Below are 14400 nucleotides of genomic sequence, written 5' to 3' on the forward strand. Positions count from 1 at the left end.
CGGGCCCGGGAACGCAGAAGCCCCCGCGCACTGCGCGGGGGCGTTCTCGGTCCCCGGTCGGCCGGTCCGTCGGTCGGCCGGGGCGGGGGGTGGGGGCCGGGCTCAGGACTCCAGGAAGGCGACGAGGGCGTTCGCGAGGAGGTACGGGTCCTCCGCGCCGCACAGCTCGCGCGCGCTGTGCATCGACAGGATCGCGATGCCGATGTCCACGGTCTGGATGCCGTGCCGGGCGGCCGTGATCGGGCCGATCGTCGTCCCGCAGGGCATCGAGTTGTTCGATACGAACGTCTGCCACGGCACGCCGGCCCGCTCGCAGGCCGCGGCGAACACCGCCCGCCCGCTGCCGTCCGTCGCGTACCGCTGGTTGACGTTGACCTTGAGGATCGGGCCGCCGTTGGCGCGCGGGTGGTGCGTGGGGTCGTGCCGCTCGGCGTAGTTGGGGTGCACGGCGTGGCCGGTGTCGGAGGAGATGCAGATGCTGCCCGCGAGGGCGCGCGCCCGGTCCTCGTACGAGCCCCCGCGTGCGAAGACGGAACGTTCCAGCACGTTCCCCAGGAGGGGGCCGTCCGCTCCGGTGTCCGACTGCGAGCCGTTCTCCTCGTGGTCGAACGCGGCCAGCACCGGGATGTGGTCCAGCGCGGCGCCGCCGGCGGCAGCGACGGCGGCGAGGGCGGCGACACCGGCGTGCACCGAGACCAGGTTGTCCATGCGCGGGCCGGCCACCAGTTCGCGGTCGCGCCCCAGGTAGGAGGCCGGCTCGATCGAGTGGACCATCAGGTCCCAGCCCGCCACCGAGCCCTGCGGCAGGCCCTCTTCCTCCTCCAGGAAGGTGATGAGGTCGCCCTCCCGGACTTCGCCGAGTCCCCAGATCGGCTGCATGTGCCGCTGCTTGTCGAGCTTGAGGCCGTCGCTGTTGACGGCCCGGTCCAGATGGATGGCCAGCTGCGGTACCCGCAGCAGCGCGCGGTCCACGTTGACCAGCCGTTCGCTGCCGTCGCGCAGCGTCAGCCGGCCGGCCAGGCCCAGGTCGCGGTCCAGCCAGGTGTTGAGCAGGGGCCCGCCGTAGATCTCGACGGCGATCTGCCGCCATCCCACTGACCCGGTGTCAGGGAGCGGCTTGACGCGGAGGTTGGGCGAGTCGGTGTGCGCGCCGATGATCCGGAACGGGGTGTGCGGGGCCGCACCCTCGGGGACGTACCACGCGATGAGTGCGCCGCCGCGGAGCACGAACCGGCCCCCGCTGCCCGCGTCCCAGGCGTCCGTCTCCGACACCTGCCTGAACCCGGCCTTCTCCAGTCGCTTCGCCGCGTTGGCCACGGCGTGGTACGGCGACGGACTGGCCGTCAGGAAGGTCATCAGATCGTCGGTGTGGCCGCGGTCGAAGCGGGCGGGAGAGCTCATGGGGTTCACCTTAACGACGGTCGTGTTCGCCTTGGCCGGACTGCTGCGGATAGCTGTCGGACGTCGGGCCGCGGGCTGTGGCACCCCTGGTTCCGGCGGCTTCTCAGCCCGGCGGCCGCTCGAACCGGCGCTGGAGCTGCCTGCGTTCGCCCCGGCGGATGCGCGGGAGCATCTCCGGGGTCGTCGCGGAGCGCTGCGCGCGTCTCTTGCGTCCGGCGCAGAAGATACAGGCCTCTCCCGGGGGCGCGTCCGGGTCGAGGGGCGCGCCGGGGTGCTCGGAGCAGCCGGAGGCGCCGCGCGGCCGGGACAGCTCGCGGGCCACGATGAACGCCCGGTGGAGGTCGTCCGCGATCCGTACGAAGTCGTCGGTGGGGGACGTGAGGGCCAGGTGGAAGCGGCGTTCCTCGACGGTGCGGACGTGGTCGCGCAGCGCCTGGAGGGTGTACGGCGGGTCGGGCACGGGGTAGCCGAGCCGGCGCTGCTCACCGGCCGGCGGGGCGGCCGGGCGGGCGGCGGGCCGGCCGGCGCGGACGCCACGGTCGCGCAGCCCGAGGCGGCGCCGGTCGTTGCAGATCAGGCAGCGGCCCCAGCCGTCGGGCGCCTCGGGGTCGAGGGCGCCGTTGGGGTGCTCGGGGCAGCCGGTGTAGCTCTTGGCGGGGGCGAGTCCGGCAGCGGTCTGGAAGGCGGCGTAGAGGGCGTCGGCGACGGCCTCGTACTCGGCGGGGTGGGCGGCCTCGTACAGCTCCTTCAGGTGGTCGCCGAGGCTGCCGATGGCGGCCTGCAGCTCCCGGAGGGCGTAGGGCCGCCCGGTCGGGACCGAGTACCCCCTGCTGGTGCCGTGCTGCTCCTGTGGACTCATGTCTACGAGCGTCCCACGAACGACCGACAACGCGGGAATCGTGGTCGGGGATCACGTACCGCGGTCGGGTACTGCGGTGTCGGCTACCGCGGTCGGGTACGCCGGCGGGCGCGCCCGGGTCCGGTTACGCCGGCGGCCGGACCCCCCGCACGAGGATCCGGCCGCTGTGCGCACACCGTGTGTGAGGACCTGCCTCCGGAACCGTGGGGAACCGGAGGACCGGAAGGGACTAGAAGACGGCCTCGTCGAGCTCCATCAGGGAGTTGTCGACGGCCTCGGCCAGCGCGCGCTGGACCGAGACGCCGGGCAGCATCTGCGAGGCGAAGAACTTCGCGGCAGCGATCTTGCCCTGGTAGAAAGCGACGTCCTTGCCGGAGGCGCCCGCCGCCAGCTTCTCGGCGGCCACGGCCGCGCCCTTGAGCAGCAGGTATCCGACGACCACGTCACCGGAGGCCATGAGCAGGCGGGTGGTGTTCTGGCCGACCTTGTAGATGTTCTTGACGTCCTCGCCGGTGGCGGTGAGGTCGGTGATCATCTGGCCGACGATGGCCTCCAGGTCGACGGCGGCCTTGGCGAGCGCGTCGCGGGCGCCGGCCAGGTCCTCGCCGCCCTCGCCCTGGGCGAGGAACTTCTTGATCTCCTCGGAGAGGAGGTTCAGGGAGGCGCCCTGGTCGCGGACGATCTTCCGGAAGAAGAAGTCCTGGCCCTGGATCGCGGTGGTGCCCTCGTACAGGGTGTCGATCTTGGCGTCGCGGATGTACTGCTCGATCGGGTACTCCTGCAGGAAGCCGGAGCCGCCGAAGGTCTGGAGCGACTGGGCGAGCTGCTCGTAGCCCTTCTCGGAGCCGTAGCCCTTCACGATCGGCAGGAGCAGGTCGTTCAGGCCGTGCAGCGCCTTGGCGTCCTCGCCGGCCGCCTCCTTGAGCGCGATCTCGTCCTGCACGGAGGCCGTGTAGAGGACGAGGGAGCGCATGCCCTCGGCGTACGCCTTCTGCGTCATCAGCGAGCGGCGGACGTCCGGGTGGTGCGTGATGGTGACCTTGGGCGCGGTCTTGTCCATGAAGTTCGCCAGGTCCGGGCCCTGCACGCGCTCCTTGGCGTACTCCAGGGCGTTCAGGTAGCCCGTGGAGAGGGTGGAGATCGCCTTCGTGCCGACCATCATGCGGGCGAACTCGATGATCATGAACATCTGGCGGATGCCGTCGTGCTTGTCACCGATCAGCCAGCCCTTGGCGGGGTGGTTGTCGCCGAAGGTCATCTCGCACGTGTTGGAGGCCTTCAGGCCCATCTTGTGCTCGACGTTCGTCGCGTACACGCCGTTGCGCTCGCCCAGCTCGCCGGTCTCCCAGTCGAAGAGGAACTTCGGGACGAGGAAGAGCGACAGGCCCTTGGTGCCCGGGCCGTGGCCCTCGGGGCGGGCGAGGACGTAGTGGAGGATGTTCTCCTCCATGTCGTGCTCACCGGACGTGATGAAGCGCTTGACGCCCTCGATGTGCCAGGAGCCGTCCTCCTGCTGGACCGCCTTGGTGCGGCCGGCGCCGACGTCCGAGCCGGCGTCCGGCTCGGTGAGGACCATGGTGGAGCCCCAGCGCTTCTCGACGGCGATCTGGGCGATGCGCTTCTGCGCCTCGTTGCCCTCGGCGTGCAGGACGCCGGCGAACGCCGGGCCGGACGCGTACATCCAGACGGCCGGGTTCGAGCCGAGCAGCAGCTCCGCGTAGGCCCAGATCAGGGAGCGGGGCGAGGTGGTGCCGCCGATCTCCTCGGGCAGGCCGAGCCGCCAGTACTCCGACTCCATGAAGGCGTTGTAGCTCTTCTTGAAGGAGGCCGGGACCGGGGCCGTGTTGGTGGCCGGGTCGAAGACCGGCGGGTTGCGGTCGGCGTCCGCGAAGGACTCGGCCAGCTCGTTCTCGGCGAGGCGGGCGATCTCGGACAGGATGCTCTTGGCGGTCTCGACGTCCATCTCGCCGAACGGGCCGGTGCCGTACAGCTTGTCGCGGCCGAGGACCTCGAAGAGGTTGAACTCGATGTCGCGGAGATTCGACTTGTAGTGCCCCATGGCGACGGCTCCGTTAAGGCTCGGGAAGACGGGTTCCTCGTACGTACCAATCGGTAACGTCATGATGCTACCCGCCGGTAATAAGAAGCAACCCTTGCCCGGCCACTGTGACCAGGGTCAAAGCTCGCACCACACGGTCTTGGTGCCGTCCCCGCGGGCGACGCCCCACCGCACCGTCACGGCGTCCAGCAGGGCCAGCCCCCGCCCGGACTCGTCGGTGGCGGCCGCACGGCGGAGCGCGGGCCGGGCCTGCGGATCGGGATCGGTGAGCTCGACCCGCAGGCGGGTTGCCCTTCCGCTGATGCGCAGGGTGACCGGAGTGCCCTCGCCGACGTGGGTGATCACGTTGGTCAGCAGCTCGGTGACGCAGAGCTGGAGCTCCGGACACGGCCTCCCGAGGTGCTCGCGCACGGCGAGTCGGAGCTCCGGAACCGCCTTCGGCGTGGCGAGCAGCCCGACGGTGAACGGCCTCACCGGCGGCCCGCCCGGAGGGCGGCGGCGAGACGGGCAGCGGTGCCGGCGTTGCAGTTGCCGAGGGCGATGAGGGGCGGGGTCCCGTACGTCCCGGCGTAGGAGGGGAGGTGGAGGTCGAGGGAGGGGAGCGTGATCCCGTGCGCGGCGAGGGCTGCGCGGAGTTCGATCAGGGCGTCGATCGCCTGGCGGTCGGCGGCGTGGTCGCTCATGGGAGGCCTTCCTGTGCGGACTGTGACGAACCGCTCACAGGCTGGCGCGGGGCGTCGTAGCGTGGGAAGGGTTTCGGGTTCCACGGTGCGAGGTGTGGAAGGGCGGGCGATCGTGGCCGCGCGCAAGGACATCGACGGCTCGGTGAGCGTGCCGACGTTTTACGGCAAGGAACTGCGCTGGAAGCGGGAGGCGGCGGGGCGAACGCTCCAGCAGATGGTGGAGGGCGTCTTCTACGGGGTCAGCTACCTGAGCGAGATTGAGCGTGGCGAGCGACGGATGCCGCTGGACCTGGCGCGGCACGTCGACCGGGTGCTGGAGACCGACGGCTTGTTCGAGCGGTGCTGTGAGGATGTGCGGAAGGCCCGGGCTATCGGCCATGCCAAGTACGCCGAGAAGGTGTTGGAGGCGGAGAAGTTCGCGGAGACATTTGAGGAATGGTGTCCATCAGCCTTCCCGGGCCTGTTGCAGACGGAGGCGTATGCGCGGGCCCGCGCCCGGGCTGAACGTCCACTGGAGTCCGAGGAGGATACGGATGCCAAGATCAGCGCGCGGCTGGCTCGGGCAGACCTGTTCGAGAGCGGCAAGGGCCCCGAGTACTGGCTGATCCTGCATGAGTCGTTGCTGCGTTTGCCTGTCGTTCCGCCCTTGCAGATGGCGGAACAGCTTGACCGTGTCGCAGCCCTGGTGCGGCGGCGACGGATCCTTACACAGATCGTTCCGTGGAACCTCGGGGCGCACCCCTTCATGTCGGCCGGTACCGTCGTCATCATGACCTTCGCGGATGCGCCGCCGCTGGTCTATACGGAGTCCCTGCACAGTGGTGTCACCATCGATGATCCGACCCTCGTGATGCGCTACCGAAGGTCGTACGATCTGCTCAGGGCCGCCGCGCTACCGCCCGAGGCGTCTCTCGCCATGATGGAGGCGGCCGCAGAGGACTACCGAAATGGCAAGCACTTCAATTGACTTGAGTGCCGCGCGCTGGCGGAAGAGCAGTTACAGCAACACCGACGGCGGGGTGTGTGTTGAGGTGGCTGACGGGCTCGACGGGGTGGTTCCCGTCCGGGACTCCAAGCGACCCACCGGGCCGGTGATCATGGTGACGGCCGAGGCCTGGGGGCCCTTCGTGGACGGGATCAAGCGGACCCGCTGACCGGATCCGGGCGCCCGAGGGGCGCCCACCCTCGGTAGGCTGGCCGACATGTACGGCTACGAGCAGAATCCGGGCGCCCAGCAGGCGTACGCCCCACCCCAGCAGCCGATGCCCGGGGCCGGGTACGAGCAGCCGCTGTACCCGGAGCCCTCGCCGCCGTCGCTCGCGGACGCGGTGCGGGCGTTCACGACCGGGTCGCTGTCCGCCGAGGACTTCCAGCAGATCTTCGCCACCTCGAAGGTCTACTGCCCGCGCGGCGACACCCCGGGCTTCCTGGCTCTGCACAACACGCAGCAGCCGGTCATCCCCATGTTCACCACGCTCAAGGAGCTCCGCCGGTACGCCGGCAAGGAGTCCAAGTATTTCGTGATCACCGGCGCCGAGGTGATCGACCTGCTGCCCACCGGGTACGGCTTCGTCCTCGATATGGAGGGCGACCACCGGATGGTTTTCGACGCGAAGGCCGTCGAGCAGATGGTCGACTTCGCGATGCGCCGCATGTACGGCTGAGCACGCCGATATCCCCGCCTCCGTCAAGGGGCAGGGATATTGGCGGAAATTCAGGAGATCGTCGCAAATCCCGGCACCATCGGCCGCCGCCGTTTCCCTGGCGTGCGGCAGGTCATTTACCGGTCAGGGGTGTCGGCGGGAATTCGGGGCGTTCTACTCCTCCTTCAGGTAGCCGCCGACGAAGCCGCGGTAGTCGCCCCAGACGCGCTCACGCATGGTCCAGGAGCTGCCCCAGCAGTCCGCCTTCCAGGTGGTCTCGCTCTGGGCGTTGTCGGCCGGCGGAGAGGAGATCCACTCCTTCACCGGGCTGTTGTCGAAGTCGCAGCCCGGCACGTAGAGGTAGTGGGCGGCGCTGCCCGGGTACACCTTCCTGGTGTCCTTGCCCTTGACCTGGTAGTTGGTGCGGACCGTGACGCGCGCGACCTTCACGCCGAGGAACTTGTCGGTGACCGAATACGAGGCCCACATGTCGCGGTAGCCCGAAGCCCGCAGTGCCGAGGTGGAGTTGGGGGACGTCAGGTCCTCGTCGCCGGCGGCCTCGCGCTCCTGGACGACGTCGCCGGCCGCGAACGTCCTCCGGGTGACGCCCGCAGTCGCGGACTCGCCCGAATCGAGGAGCTGCTTGATCAGGGCGCGGTCCTCGATCAGGTCGAGGAACCGCTTCTTCTCGGCGGCCGAAAGGGCCGCGAACCCCTCGGCGGTCTCCTTCGCCTGCTCGTCCCCCTTGGCCACCTTCGTCGCGAGGTAGGCCTGGTACTTCGCGACGCGGAGAGCCTGCGTGGCCGGGGTGACGTCGGCCTGGGCCGAACCGGGCAGCAGCGCCAGGGTCACACCGGCGAGAGCGGCAGTGGAGACGAGGCTTTTCCTGATCGCGGAACGCATGCTGAATTCTCTCCTCATGACTTTCATGCCACCTGAATGGGTTCGGGCAGAAAGGGGGAAGTGCGCCGTGCGCACCCCGGTAAGCCCCCTACCCCCCGGATTGCGCGTCCGGCTCTTTGCCCCTCTGTCGGCCGCGCAGCACAAAGACTGCCCGGGGCGGCCGTGGCGCGTCAATCAATCCCCCATTATTTGAGCATCATCTGAGTTAAGGGGGGCCCGGCGTCCCATTCTCGATTCGGAATCAAAGAATCCGCGAATGCGGAATTTGCGAATCCGCGGAACGGGGAAGTTCGACGGCCTGGAATAGCCGCTTTTCCCCGACCGCCCCTCTGTGTCCTGATGTGTTCCGCCCGCCTCGCCCGGTGTGCCCCTGTGTGCGACGGGCCGCCCTCGCCGGCTGGGCCCTGGCCCTCGCGGCTACTCCGCCGCCGCAACCGCCCCGCCCCCGCTTCGCCCCCGTCGGTCGGTGCGGGAATGAGGGGTGGGCGGGTGGTGTTGTGGGTGGCAGAAAGTTCGAGTTTCAACTAAACTCGAGGCAGAAGGAGGCCGACCATGCCTGCAGTGACCGTCGAGAACCCGTTGACGCTCCCCCGCGTCGCCGAACCGTCCCAGGAGACCGCCGCCCGCAAGGTGCTGGCCGTCGTGACCGCGCCGAGCGGCTTCGAGGGCGAGGGCTTCCCGGTGCGCCGCGCCTTCGCCGGGATCAACTACCGCTACCTGGACCCGTTCATCATGATGGACCAGATGGGCGAGGTGGAGTACGCGCCCGGCGAGCCCAAGGGCACCCCCTGGCACCCGCACCGCGGCTTCGAGACCGTCACCTACCTGATCGACGGAACCTTCGTCCACCAGGACAGCAACGGCGGCGGTGGAGTCATCAACGGCGGTGACACCCAGTGGATGACCGCCGGCTCGGGCCTGCTGCACATCGAGGCCCCGCCGGAGTCCCTCGTCGTCACCGGCGGGCTCTTCCACGGTCTCCAGCTGTGGGTGAACCTCCCCGCCTCCGACAAGATGATGCCCCCGCGCTACCAGGACATCGGCGGCGGCAAGGTCAAGCTGCTGACCACCCCCGACGGCGGCGCCCTGCTCCGCGTGATCGCCGGTGAACTCGACGGCCACAGCGGCCCGGGCATCACCCACACCCCGATCACGATGATCCACGCGACGGTCCGGCCCGGCGCGCAGATCACCCTGCCGTGGCGGGAGGACTTCAACGCCCTCGCGTACGTCATGGCCGGCCGCGGCAGCGTCGGCACCGACCGGCGGCCCGTCGAGACGGGACAGACGGCGGTGTTCGCCGAGGGCGGCTCCCTCACCGTGCGGGCGGAGGCCTCCCAGGACTCCCACACCCCGGACCTGGAGGTCGTCCTCCTGGGCGGCCGCCCGATCCGCGAACCGATGGCGCACTACGGGCCGTTCGTCATGAACAGCCGCCAGGAGCTCCAGCAGGCGTTCGACGACTTCCAGGCGGGCCGGCTGGGCACCATCCCCACCACCGCCCGGGAGCGCACGAGCACCGTGGAGCAGCACTCCTGAGCGTGCTCAGTCGTGCCACGTAGGGGCGCGGGGAACTGCGCGACCAGCCCCCACCGGCCCGCGGTTCCATGACCGGACTGCCGGCGGGGCCTAGCGGCGCAGCGCCTCGGCGGGCTGGGTGCGGGAGGCCCGCCAGGCCGGGTACAGGCCGGCGAGGACCCCGGTGACGAGCCCGATCAGCGGTGCCACGGCGACCGTCAGCGGCGACATCACCGGGGTCCAGTCACGCAGCGCCGACACCCCGACCACGGTCAGGGTGCCCAGCGTGGTGCCCACCAGGCCGCCGACCGCGCCCTGCGCCGCCGACTCGGCCAGGAACTGGGCGGTGATGTGCCGTCCCCGCGCCCCGAGGGCCCGGCGCAGCCCGATCTCCCCGGTGCGCTCCAGGACGGCGACGAGGGTGGTGTTCGCGATCCCCACGGCCCCGATGACCAGGCAGATCGCGGCCAGCAGCAGGAACAGCTGGTCGAGGTCGGAGGTCACCCCGGCCCGCAGGGTCCGCGGATCCGGCGGCGGTGCCGGGGTCAGCCAGTCGGGGTGGTCCGGGCGCAGCGCCAGCGGCAGCTCGGAGGCCACCTGCCGGGCCGCCCCGAGCTCCGTCACCACCAGCATCCGGGCCCGCTGGGCGTTGTCGGGCGGGCCCCACAGCCGTTCCGCGGTGCCCCGGGGCACGATCACCGACAGCAGCAGGTCGGGCTTGCGCTCGGCGCCGCCCGCGATCCCGACCACGGTGAACGGGTGGTCGCCGATGAACACCGCGGGGCGGCTCTCCAGGGTGGTGATGCCCAGCCGGGCGGCCATAGCCGAGCCCAGCACCGCGACCTGTTCGGCGCGCCCGTCGTGGAAGGCGTCGTAGGCCCGGCCGGCACCGAGCGTGAGCCCGGCCGCGCGCAGCATGCCGGGGGAGGCGGCGACGACCGGGATCCGCTCCCCGCCGGCCCCGGCGACCGGTGCGGACCGTACGGTCGTCTCGCCGAGCGGCACCGGCCAGAACACGCCGGCGGCGGTGACCCCGTTGAGCGCGCCCGCCCGGGTGTCGGCGTCCTTGGGGAAGGCGTTCGGCACCTGCCGGGCCAACTGCGGGTCTCCGCCGCCGGCGGTGTCCTGCACGCTGACCTCGGTGGCCGTCAGGGCGTTGAAGCGGCTGTCGATCTGTGAGGAGGCGGTGGCCGTCAGGCCGAGGATCGCCACGAAGGTGCCGACGCCGAGCACCGTGCCGAGGCCGGTGAGCGCCGAGCGGGCGGGCCGCTGGAGCATGCCGGCGAGTGCCTCGGACAACAGGTCGCGCACCGACAACCGGGACGGGGCGATGGTCGGGGCGATGGTCGGGGCGGCGCCGTCGCCGCCGCGGTTCCTCCGACGCCACCCCGTGCTCCCGCGGAGCCGGCTCATACCGGGACCACCTCGCTCAGGACCCCGTCGCGGATGGACACCGTGCGCCGGCCCCGCCGGGCGACGTGCGGGTCGTGGGTGATGACCAGCAGGGTCAGCCCGTCGGCGTGCAGCTCGTCCAGCAGGGCCAGTACGGCCCCGGCGGTCGCCGTGTCCAGGTTCCCGGTCGGCTCGTCGCACAGCAGCAGCGAGGGCTCGGAGACCAGGGCGCGGGCGATGGCCACGCGCTGGCGTTCGCCGCCGGACATCCGGGTCGGCAGGTGTCCGCTGCGGTGGCCGAGGCCGACGCGCTCCAGCGCCGTACGGGCCCGGTCGGCGCGCTGTCCGCGCGGGATGCCGTTGTAGACCATGGCGAGGAGCACGTTCTCCAGGGCGCTGCGGTGCGGCAGCAGGTGGAAGGACTGGAAGACGAAGCCGATGCGCTGCCCGCGCAGGGCCGTGCGGTCGCGGTCGCGCAGGGCGCCGGTGTCGACGCCGTCGAGCAGGTAGCGGCCGGCGGTCGGGGCGTCGATCAGGCCGGCGACGTTCAGGAACGTCGACTTCCCGGAGCCCGAGGGCCCGACGACGGTGACGTACTCGCCGCGACCCACCGTCAGGTCGCAGGGCCGCAGGGCCTCGACGGGCGGCGGGCCGGGATAGGTGAGCCCGACGCCCTCGAACCGGACGACCGGCTCCGGACCTGCGGCCGGGCCCGGGTCGGGCGCGTTCACGGCTTCGCCTGGGCGACGAGGACGCGGTCCCCGTCGGCGAGGGTGCCGCCGTCGACCGGCTCGACCTGGACCATTCCGTCGGCGGACATCCCCGCCCGGACCTCGACGCGTCGCCGCTCGCCCGCCGCGGCCGGTTCCTTGCCGAGCACCGTGACGGTGGTCCGCCCGTCGGCGCCCGCCGATACCGCGGACAGCGGTACGACCAGGACCGGCTCGCCCGAGGAGGCGGCGGTCACCGTGAGCCGCACGCCCTGTCCCGCGAGCCGGGCGTCGAGCGCCTGGTCCGGGGTGACCGTCAGGGCGTACCCGCCGGCGTCCGCGGCCCCGCCCGGGGCGGTCCCGCCGGAGCCGCCGCCGTTCGGGGCGCCCGCACCGGGCCCGGCCGCCCCGGAACCTGCGGCCGCCGGGGTCGGGGTCGTGGCCACCGAGGCGACGGTCCCGGTGGCGGTCAGCCCGGTGGCCTCCGACAGCACCTCCACCTTCATCCCCGTCTTGACCAGGTCCTTCTGGTGGGCCGGGAGGGAGGAGCGGATCACCGGGGCGCCCGCGGACAGGGTCAGCAGCGCGTCCGGGACGGGCTCGCCCACCGCCGCCCCGACCGCGTCCACGCGTGCCGGGAAGCCCTTGACGAAGACCAGCTCGTCGGCGGGGACCATCGGGCCGGAGGTCGCCCGGGCCGCCTCCAGGCGGCTGTTGGCCTTGGCCAGGTCGGCCTGGGCGAACGTGAGCTGCTGCTGCAGGTCCGTGGTGTCGGCGCCGGCGCCGGCGCCGCCGCTCGCCTTGGCTTTGGCGAGGGCGGTTTTGGCGGTGGTGACCTGCCGCTGCGCGGCGTCGACGGCGTCCTCGGCCGCTTGGAGCTTCTCGGTGTCGCCGGGATCGGCGGGGCGCGGGGTGTGGCCCAGTGCGGTGTAGAGGGCGGTGACCGCCGCCTTGGTCCCGGGGCCGTAGGTGCCCGCCGGATCCTTGCCGGTGGGGTGGCCGAGCGCCTTGAGGCCCTCCTGGAGCTGCCCCACGTCCTTGCCGGTGGCGCCGGGCTTCAGGTCCCGGTACACCGGCAGGGCCCCGGCCAGGGCGAACAGGGGCCGGCCCGACACCTCGACCAGCACCTCGCCCGCCCGTACGGCTGCCCCGGGCTGCTTGTTGATCCGCGTGACCACCGGTTTGCCGCCCGTGCCGGCGGCCGCGGCGGCTCCGGCACCGGGGGACACGGTCAGCGTCTGCTCGGCGGCGACCGTGCCGCGCACGACCACGGAGGAGGTGAGCACCCGCCGCTCGACTCGGTCTGCGAGGACGGAGGCGGGCGGCGGGGCGGCGTCGGCGGCGACCTGGGCGGGGGAGCGGATGGTGGCGGCGACGGCGATGCCCGCCCCGGTCAGGGCGACGGCACCGGCGACGACCCAGGTCAGGATGCGGCGCCGACGGCCCAGGGAAGCCCGTCCATCGTCGGAGTCTCCGGCCCTGTCGGCCCTCTGGAGCCTGCCAGCCTTATCGCTCCCGCCAGCGTTGCCGCTCCCGCCGGCGTTGCCGCTCCCGCCGGCGTTGTCGCTCCCGCCGGCCGCAGCGCTCCCGCCAGCCTTATCGGTCCCGCCGACCACATTGGTCCCGTCAGTCCCGTCAACCCCGTCAACCCCGTCCGCCGTGACCGGTTCCGGCGGCTCTTGATGTTTCACGTGAAACCCACTTCGTCGCTCAGCAGTTCTCGCCGATCACCTGGAGGGAGCTGACCTTCCACGGGTCGCCCTCGCTCTCCCGGGTCAGCGTGAAGGCGCCCATCTGCGAGGGCTTGTCCTTCAGTTGGTCGATCGGCTCACCGGTCCTGGCGTCGTGGATCAGCCAGCGGTCCAGGTCCACGCAGTCGTGCAGGACCAGCGACCGGGGCCCCGGGCTCTCCACGCCGTCGATCCGGTGGCCCACCTCGCCGAGGAGCACCTGTCCGGCGGATCTCGACTGGGCGAGGTTGTCGCGCAGCTCCTGCAACTGGCGTCCTGCGGCCACCCGTTCGATGGCCCGGTCCTGGGGGTCGGGCGTGCGGTTGGCCGCGAGCCAGGTCGCCCAATAGGTGTCGTACGCCTGCCGCACTTCGGGGCTCGGCGCTTGCAGCGCGGGCGCGGACGCCGTCGCACCCCCCGCGGCGGCGGTGGGAGCCGGGGCGGAGCCACATCCGGCGACCAGGGCCGATGCCAGGGCCGCCGTTGCGGCGGACAGGACGCACGCCGTCCGGCGGAGCCTCATGCCGCGCCGTCCTTGAGGACCTTCTCGGCGACTGCCACCTGCTCGCCGAGCTGCTTCTTCTCCTGGTCCAGATCCTGCTTGTGCTTCTCGATCAGGGTGTTCTGGTAGGCGGTCAGGACGGCGGTCCAGGTGTCGGCGAGCTTGGTCTTCTGCTTGCAGGACACGTCCGTCGTCGCCGCGGTGATCTCCTCGCTGGTGACCGGCCCCGTCCACCGGGTGCCCTCCATCTGCTGGAGCTCCCAGGGCGTCTTCACCTGGAATCCCGCGTCGCGCATGCACGAGCTCCACTGCGTGATGGCTGCGGTGACCCGGCTGTCGCCGCGCGCCCGGTCCCCGGCCTGCTGGGTGAGTTCGTCGACCAGGCCGTTCCCGGCGGGCGTCGCGGAGGAGCCCTTGGCGCTCCTCGGGTAGAGCTTGCGGGCCGCCTCGCCCGCACAGCCGCCCTCCGGGGCGCCCGGCCGGGCGGGAGCGCCGTCCTGCGGGCCGAACAGGGCGGCCGTCTCGTTCGGATCGCGTGGGGCCGCGGCCCCCGCCTCACGGTTCGGCAATTCGCCCGTGCGATAGCCGTATTTCTTTGCGGATTCGGCGTCCACGAGGCCGATACCGCTGCTGGTGCGGCGCGTGTCGGCGGTGACGACGTAGGTGCTCGAATTCTTGAAGGAGGCGAATCCGATGCGGCGCATGCAGGCCTCGGTGAGGATGTCCTGCGCCTGCTGGAGCACTTTCTGCTGGCTCTTGTCGAAACCGTAGGCGTCCAGCGGGAGGGCCGCGTTCGCCGGGTCGGGCTGCGGGGTGACCTTCACCGGCGGCTCCCCCGTGGCCGCGGCCGCGCCGCCCTGCTTCTCCGTCGACGGGCCGCTGCAGGCACCGAGCGCCGCGACCGCGACGGCGGCGGCCAGGAGCAGGGGCAGCCGTTGGCGTGCGTGGTGCACGATCAGCCTTTCGATGGTGGGACTGGTGGCCGTACACTGCGCGGCAC

Annotated in this window: 15 protein-coding genes; 4 read left to right on the forward strand and 11 right to left on the reverse strand. The window is 71.8% G+C overall.

What is annotated here, in order from left to right:
* Positions 1 to 102 precede the first annotated feature (102 nt).
* From ACFV7Q_RS00540 to ACFV7Q_RS00560, 5 genes are all read right to left on the reverse strand, one after another.
* Positions 103 to 1401 (reverse strand): M18 family aminopeptidase, encoded by a 1299-nt coding sequence (locus ACFV7Q_RS00540; RefSeq protein ID WP_385421972.1) that lies wholly within the window; start codon positions 1399 to 1401, stop codon positions 103 to 105.
* Between the two features lie 103 nt (positions 1402 to 1504).
* Entirely contained in the window at positions 1505 to 2260 is a 756-nt protein-coding gene (locus ACFV7Q_RS00545; RefSeq protein WP_385421974.1) for a hypothetical protein, read from the reverse strand.
* A gap of 229 nt (positions 2261 to 2489) precedes the next feature.
* Complete coding sequence (locus tag ACFV7Q_RS00550) at positions 2490 to 4319, reverse strand: acyl-CoA dehydrogenase (RefSeq protein ID WP_385422027.1); 1830 nt, start codon at positions 4317 to 4319, stop codon at positions 2490 to 2492.
* 117 nt (positions 4320 to 4436) lie between these two features.
* Positions 4437 to 4793, reverse strand: a complete 357-nt coding sequence (locus ACFV7Q_RS00555; RefSeq protein WP_385421976.1) for an ATP-binding protein — start codon at positions 4791 to 4793, stop codon at positions 4437 to 4439.
* The gene (locus tag ACFV7Q_RS00560; RefSeq protein ID WP_385421978.1) at positions 4790 to 5002 is read right to left on the reverse strand and encodes a hypothetical protein; all 213 of its coding nucleotides are present in this window, start codon (positions 5000 to 5002) and stop codon (positions 4790 to 4792) included. The genes ACFV7Q_RS00555 and ACFV7Q_RS00560 overlap by 4 nt, the downstream gene beginning before the upstream one ends.
* Before the next feature lie 112 nt (positions 5003 to 5114).
* Here ACFV7Q_RS00560 and ACFV7Q_RS00565 point away from each other — a divergent pair, with 112 nt between their 5' ends.
* Genes ACFV7Q_RS00565 through ACFV7Q_RS00575 form a run of 3 tightly spaced genes read left to right on the forward strand, consistent with a single transcriptional unit; the run spans position 5115 to position 6666 of the window.
* Complete coding sequence (locus tag ACFV7Q_RS00565) at positions 5115 to 5969, forward strand: Scr1 family TA system antitoxin-like transcriptional regulator (RefSeq protein ID WP_385421981.1); 855 nt, start codon at positions 5115 to 5117, stop codon at positions 5967 to 5969.
* Between the two features lies 1 nt (position 5970).
* On the forward strand, positions 5971 to 6156 hold the full coding sequence (locus ACFV7Q_RS00570) for a DUF397 domain-containing protein (RefSeq protein WP_385421984.1): 186 nt from the start codon (positions 5971 to 5973) through the stop codon (positions 6154 to 6156).
* A gap of 48 nt (positions 6157 to 6204) precedes the next feature.
* The gene (locus ACFV7Q_RS00575) at positions 6205 to 6666 is read left to right on the forward strand and encodes an SseB family protein (RefSeq protein ID WP_385421986.1); all 462 of its coding nucleotides are present in this window, start codon (positions 6205 to 6207) and stop codon (positions 6664 to 6666) included.
* A gap of 153 nt (positions 6667 to 6819) precedes the next feature.
* On the opposite strand, the gene ACFV7Q_RS00580 is transcribed toward ACFV7Q_RS00575, so the two are convergent.
* Positions 6820 to 7548, reverse strand: coding sequence for a hypothetical protein (locus ACFV7Q_RS00580; protein WP_385421989.1), 729 nt, complete (start codon positions 7546 to 7548; stop codon positions 6820 to 6822).
* A gap of 552 nt (positions 7549 to 8100) precedes the next feature.
* On the opposite strand from ACFV7Q_RS00580, the gene ACFV7Q_RS00585 reads away from it, so the two are divergent.
* Positions 8101 to 9087 (forward strand): pirin family protein, encoded by a 987-nt coding sequence (locus tag ACFV7Q_RS00585; RefSeq protein ID WP_385421992.1) that lies wholly within the window; start codon positions 8101 to 8103, stop codon positions 9085 to 9087.
* A 90-nt stretch (positions 9088 to 9177) separates the two neighbouring features.
* Here ACFV7Q_RS00585 and ACFV7Q_RS00590 read toward each other — a convergent pair whose 3' ends face one another.
* The 5 genes from ACFV7Q_RS00590 to ACFV7Q_RS00610 form a co-directional block, all read right to left on the reverse strand.
* Positions 9178 to 10479, reverse strand: coding sequence for an ABC transporter permease (locus tag ACFV7Q_RS00590; protein ID WP_385421995.1), 1302 nt, complete (start codon positions 10477 to 10479; stop codon positions 9178 to 9180).
* Positions 10476 to 11189, reverse strand: coding sequence for an ABC transporter ATP-binding protein (locus tag ACFV7Q_RS00595; protein WP_385421998.1), 714 nt, complete (start codon positions 11187 to 11189; stop codon positions 10476 to 10478). Before ACFV7Q_RS00595 ends, ACFV7Q_RS00590 begins: the two co-directional genes overlap by 4 nt.
* On the reverse strand, positions 11186 to 12859 hold the full coding sequence (locus ACFV7Q_RS00600) for a peptidoglycan-binding protein (RefSeq protein ID WP_385422000.1): 1674 nt from the start codon (positions 12857 to 12859) through the stop codon (positions 11186 to 11188). Before ACFV7Q_RS00600 ends, ACFV7Q_RS00595 begins: the two co-directional genes overlap by 4 nt.
* 19 nt (positions 12860 to 12878) lie before the next feature.
* Complete coding sequence (locus ACFV7Q_RS00605; RefSeq protein ID WP_385422003.1) at positions 12879 to 13421, reverse strand: hypothetical protein; 543 nt, start codon at positions 13419 to 13421, stop codon at positions 12879 to 12881.
* Positions 13418 to 14400 (reverse strand): hypothetical protein (locus tag ACFV7Q_RS00610; RefSeq protein ID WP_385422006.1); only part of this gene is annotated, 983 nt, incomplete at its 5' end. The genes ACFV7Q_RS00605 and ACFV7Q_RS00610, both read right to left, overlap by 4 nt.

The sequence above is a fragment of the Streptomyces sp. NPDC059851 genome (assembly GCF_042732005.1).
Lineage (GTDB): Bacteria > Actinomycetota > Actinomycetes > Streptomycetales > Streptomycetaceae > Streptomyces.

Excerpts from the sequence above, each read along its gene's own strand:
- ACFV7Q_RS00540 (WP_385421972.1), bottom strand. The coding sequence starts at position 1,401 with ATGAGCTCTCCCGCCCGCTTCGACCGCGGCCACACCGACGATCTGATG.
- ACFV7Q_RS00545 (WP_385421974.1), bottom strand. The coding sequence starts at position 2,260 with ATGAGTCCACAGGAGCAGCACGGCACCAGCAGGGGGTACTCGGTCCCG.
- ACFV7Q_RS00550 (WP_385422027.1), bottom strand. The coding sequence starts at position 4,319 with ATGGGGCACTACAAGTCGAATCTCCGCGACATCGAGTTCAACCTCTTC.
- ACFV7Q_RS00560 (WP_385421978.1), bottom strand. The coding sequence starts at position 5,002 with ATGAGCGACCACGCCGCCGACCGCCAGGCGATCGACGCCCTGATCGAA.
- ACFV7Q_RS00575 (WP_385421986.1), top strand. The coding sequence starts at position 6,205 with ATGTACGGCTACGAGCAGAATCCGGGCGCCCAGCAGGCGTACGCCCCA.
- ACFV7Q_RS00580 (WP_385421989.1), bottom strand. The coding sequence starts at position 7,548 with ATGCGTTCCGCGATCAGGAAAAGCCTCGTCTCCACTGCCGCTCTCGCC.
- ACFV7Q_RS00585 (WP_385421992.1), top strand. The coding sequence starts at position 8,101 with ATGCCTGCAGTGACCGTCGAGAACCCGTTGACGCTCCCCCGCGTCGCC.
- ACFV7Q_RS00590 (WP_385421995.1), bottom strand. The coding sequence starts at position 10,479 with ATGAGCCGGCTCCGCGGGAGCACGGGGTGGCGTCGGAGGAACCGCGGC.
- ACFV7Q_RS00605 (WP_385422003.1), bottom strand. The coding sequence starts at position 13,421 with ATGAGGCTCCGCCGGACGGCGTGCGTCCTGTCCGCCGCAACGGCGGCC.